Raw genomic sequence first — 3,523 nt, forward strand, 5'->3', positions numbered from 1 at the left:
CCCCCCTCCCCATCAGCTCCAGCAGCATCCGCGCCATCTCCCGCCCCGTCTCCACTATCGGCTGCCGGACGGAGGTCAGCGGGGGATCCATGTGCCGCGCCACCGCCGAGTCGTCGAACCCCACCAGCGCCACGTCCCCCGGCACCGCGCGGCCCGCCTCCCGCAGGGCGATCCGCGCGCCCGCCGCCATCACGTCCGACGCGCAGAACACGGCGTCCAGCGCGGGGCACCGCTCCAGGAGCTCCCGCATCGCGCGGTGGCCGCCCTCCTCGGTGAAGTCGCCGTGCGCGACCAGCGTCCCGTCGGGCTCCCGGCCGGCCGCGCGCAGCGCGTCCCGGTAGCCCTCCAGACGGCACTGGGCCACGTACATGTCCCCGGAGCCGGTGATGGTGGCCACCCGGGACCGGCCGCGCTCGATCAGGTGTTCAACGGCAGCCCGTGCGCCGCCGACGTTGTCCGAGTCCACATACGGCGCGGACTCCTCCGGCCAGCGCCGCCCGCTCAGCACGGCGGGCATCCCGATGTCCCGCAGGAGGTCCGGCAGCGGGTCGTCGGCGTGCACCGACACCAGCAGCACACCGTCCACCCGGTGCGCAGAGGCGTACTGCGCGAACCGCTCCCGCTCGCGCTCGTTGCGCACCAGCGTCAGCAGCAGCTGCATATCGGTGTCGGCGAGCGCGTCGCCCGCGCCGTGCAGGATGCCGGAGAAGTAGGGCTCGGCGAAGAAGCGGGTCTCCGGTTCGGGGACGACGAGGGCAATCGCGTCGGTGCTGCCCGCGGCCAGCGCACGCGCCGCGCGGTTGGGCACATAGCCGAGCTCGGCGACCGCCGCCTCCACCGCGGCCCGGGTCCGGTCGCTGACCCGCGGCGACCCGTTCACCACCCGGGAGACGGTGCCCCGGCCGACGCCCGCGCGGCGGGCCACCTGCTCCAGCGTGGGACCGGCCCGCCGCTCCGCGGCGCGCCCGCCGCCGCGCGCTCCTGCCATGAAAGCCTCCGCTCCTCGTCCCCCCGGCTCCCGCCGCCTTCGGGATCATTGAACTACACCGGGATCCGGGCGAGTTGCTGTCCGACGCCTTGACACGTCGGTACGGCTTCCGGAACCCTTCACGTCATGGCGATGGGAGCGCTCCCAACGTACCCCTCACATACATAGCCCGTACGTCTGGGAGAACGCAATCATGCGTATTCACGGCCACACGTACCCACTGCACCGCAGGCGCGGAAGACTCGCCGCCGCCGGTCTCGCGGTTGTCCTGACGACCCTGCCGCTCGCCGGCTGCGCGGACGACGGGGACAGCGGCTCCTCCGGCTCGGGGAGCGACGGAAACGGCAAGACCACCCTCTCGGTTGGGGTCTTCGGCGTCTTCGGATACAAGCAGGCGGGGCTCTACGACGAGTACGAGAAGCTCAACCCCGACATCAAGATCAAGGAGAACTCCACCGAGCGCAACGAGGACTACTACCCCGCGCTCCTCAACCACCTGGCGGCGGGCGCCGGCCTCAACGACATCCAGGCCGCCGAAGTTCAGAACATCAACGAACTGGCCACCGTGCAGTCCGACAAGCTCGTCGACCTGGGCAAGGCGGACGGCGTCAAGAAGAGCGACTTCCTCGACTGGAAGTGGAACCAGGCCAAGGCCGAGAACGGCAAGATCATCGGGCTGGGCACCGACTCGGGCCCGATGGCGATCTGCTACCGCAAGGACCTCTTCCAGAAGGCGGGCCTGCCGACCGAGCGCGAGGAGGTCGGCAAGCTGTGGGCCGGTGACTGGAAGAAGTACGTCGACACCGGCGAGACGTATATGAAGTCCGCGCCCAAGGGGACCACGTTCACCGACAGCGCCGCCGGGCTCTACAACGGGGCCGTCTCCAGCTATCCGCACCAGTACTACAGCGAGGACGGCGAGCTGGACTACAAGAAGAGCGAAGGCGTCAAGGCGTCCTGGGACCTGGCGATGCGGGCCGTCGAGGGCAAGATGACCGGCAAGCTCAAGCAGTTCGACAAGGACTGGGACCAGGCGTACGCCAACGGCACCTTCGCCAGCGTCATCTGCCCGTCCTGGATGCTCGCCTACATCCAGGAGAAGGCGGGCGACAAGGCCGAGGGCCAGTGGGACGTGGCCGCCGCGCCCGAGCCGGCCAACTGGGGCGGGTCCTTCCTCACCGTCCCGGAGAAGGCCAAGAACAAGGAGGAGGCCATCAAGCTGGCCACCTGGCTCACGGCGCCCGAGCAGCAGGCGAAGGTCTTCCAGAAGGCGGGCAACCTGCCCAGCTCGCAGACCGGTCTCGACCTCCCGAAGGTCAAGGGCGCCAAGCACAGCTACTTCAACAACGCGCCGATCGGCGAGATCTTCTCCAAGGCCGCCAAGGACATCCCCGTCTCGATCCTCGGCCCCAAGGACCAGATCATCAAGCAGCACATCACCGACATCGGCATCCTCCAGGTCGAGCAGCAGGGCAAATCGCCCGACCAGGGCTGGGACGCCGCTGTGAAGAAGATCGATGACTCTGTCGAAGACTGATCCGCGTCCCGGGGCCGCCGCCGCAGCACCGGACGGCGGCGGCCCGCGGGGCCGGACGAGAGCGGAGGAGCGGCGCAGCCGCCGCTACCGCCGGGACGCCAAGTGGAGTCCGTACGCGTTCATCGCGCCGTTCTTCCTGTTCTTCGCGGCCTTCGGGCTCTTCCCGCTGCTCTACACGGGCTGGGCCTCGCTGCACTCGGTCTCGCTGCACAACCCGACCGAGATGGAGTGGGTCGGGATGCGCAACTTCTCCCGGCTGTGGGACGACGAGTTCTTCTGGAACGCGCTGCGCAACACGTTCACCATCGGCATCATCTCGACCGTGCCGCAGCTGCTGATGGCGCTGGGCCTGGCCCATCTGCTGAACTACCGGCTGCGCGCCAGCGGGTTCTTCCGCGTCGCGCTGCTCACCCCGTACGCCACCTCCGTGGCGGCGGCGACGCTCGTGTTCGCCATGCTCTACGGGCGCGACTACGGGATGTTCAACTGGGCCCTGGGCCAGGTCGGCATCGACAACATCGACTGGGAGAACGGCACCTGGTCCTCGCAGTTCGCCGTCTCCTCGATCGTGATCTGGCGCTGGACCGGCTACAACACGCTGATCTACCTCGCGGCGATGCAGGCCGTCCCGGACGACCTGTACGAGTCGGCGGCGCTGGACGGCGCCTCCCGCTGGCAGCAGTTCATCCATGTCACGCTCCCCTCGCTGCGGCCCACGATCCTGTTCACCGTCGTCGTCTCGACCATCGGCGCGACCCAGCTCTTCGGAGAACCGCTGCTCTTCGGCGGCTCCCCGAGCGGCGGCGGATCCAGCCAGTACCAGACGCTCGGGCTGTATCTGTACGAGCAGGGGTGGACCAACTTCCATCTCGGCCGCGCTTCCGCCATCGCCTGGACCATGTTCCTGATCCTGATCGTGATCGGCCTGCTGAACTGGCTGATCGCCCGACGGCTCCAGAAGAGCCACTGAGGGGGCACGCCGTGCTGCAACGCACCTC

The 3,523-nt window shown here is 69.0% G+C and carries 3 protein-coding genes; 2 read left to right on the plus strand and 1 reads right to left on the minus strand.

The window, feature by feature from the left end:
• Positions 1-988, minus strand: a 988-nt coding sequence (locus tag G5C65_RS33745) for a LacI family DNA-binding transcriptional regulator (RefSeq protein ID WP_165302867.1), incomplete at its 3' end; no start/stop codon positions are given.
• A 193-nt stretch (positions 989-1,181) separates the two neighbouring features.
• Here G5C65_RS33745 and G5C65_RS33750 point away from each other — a divergent pair.
• The gene (locus G5C65_RS33750; protein ID WP_165302868.1) at positions 1,182-2,525 is read left to right on the plus strand and encodes an ABC transporter substrate-binding protein; all 1,344 of its coding nucleotides are present in this window, start codon (positions 1,182-1,184) and stop codon (positions 2,523-2,525) included.
• Positions 2,506-3,495, plus strand: coding sequence for a carbohydrate ABC transporter permease (locus G5C65_RS33755; protein ID WP_165302869.1), 990 nt, complete (start codon positions 2,506-2,508; stop codon positions 3,493-3,495). The genes G5C65_RS33750 and G5C65_RS33755 overlap by 20 nt, the downstream gene beginning before the upstream one ends.
• Positions 3,496-3,523 lie beyond the last annotated feature (28 nt).

The organism is Streptomyces boncukensis, from assembly GCF_011045075.1.
GTDB lineage: Bacteria > Actinomycetota > Actinomycetes > Streptomycetales > Streptomycetaceae > Streptomyces > Streptomyces boncukensis.

What these genes read in the sequence shown, in the direction of transcription:
- G5C65_RS33750 (WP_165302868.1), top strand. Translation starts at nt 1,182, where the DNA reads ATGCGTATTCACGGCCACACGTACCCACTGCACCGCAGGCGCGGAAGA.
- G5C65_RS33755 (WP_165302869.1), top strand. Translation starts at nt 2,506, where the DNA reads ATGACTCTGTCGAAGACTGATCCGCGTCCCGGGGCCGCCGCCGCAGCA.